Raw genomic sequence first — 749 nt, forward strand, 5'->3', positions numbered from 1 at the left:
TCGGATACCAACACCTGCAGCACTCGCACGCGAACTGCCACCACCTCTTACACTTCCAAAGTTCTCAAAGCGCGACCCGGAACCGGAAACAACGACACCATCACCGCCGCCGCCGTCGGTGCTGATAATCCCGGCGCCACCACTACCGCCAACGATTGAAGTACCCTGAACACTCGTGAGAACGCCATTCACGATGGCGCCATTGCCGCCACTGCCACCATAATAGCCACGGCCGCCATTACCGCCGTGAATCGACATCCCGGAACGGGTCGTACCGGATCTTCCAGCCGCCAGATGCAAACCTGCACCGCCACCGCCGCCACTGCCCCAATTATCAACATTGATATTGTTGGGATCATAAACCGACGTTCCATGCTCCCCTGCGCCGCCGTCCTCGCCCCTGATCGACGAGCTTCCGACACTGGTGGCTCCAACATTACCGCCGTGACCTCCCGCCCCAATCTCTGTGGAACCACAATCCCAGTGGAAGCCAGCGCCACCGGCACCACCAGTTCCGCCTGAACCATTGTGCCCAGGATTATACCCGGAACTCGGATAAACAATGTCACACGTAAAGGGACCGGCACTTTTACCGCCGCCCCCGCCCCCGCCACTGCCCGCAGAAGTCCCACCTCCGCCCGACCCGGCTTCAGCCTTTGCCTGATTGACGCTGACACCAAGCACAACAGGTGCGGCGGCCGTCGCAATCATCGCGGCCCAGAAGGCAGCCGTCGCCAAACGTGGCGCAA

Annotated in this window: 1 pseudogene; it reads right to left on the reverse strand. The window is 61.1% G+C overall.

What is annotated here, in order from left to right:
* Positions 1-749: pseudogene (locus ACTJKP_RS27040) on the reverse strand (hypothetical protein); the annotation flags it as partial.

It is taken from the genome of Brucella sp. 22210 (assembly GCF_052045675.1).
Lineage (GTDB): Bacteria > Pseudomonadota > Alphaproteobacteria > Rhizobiales > Rhizobiaceae > Brucella.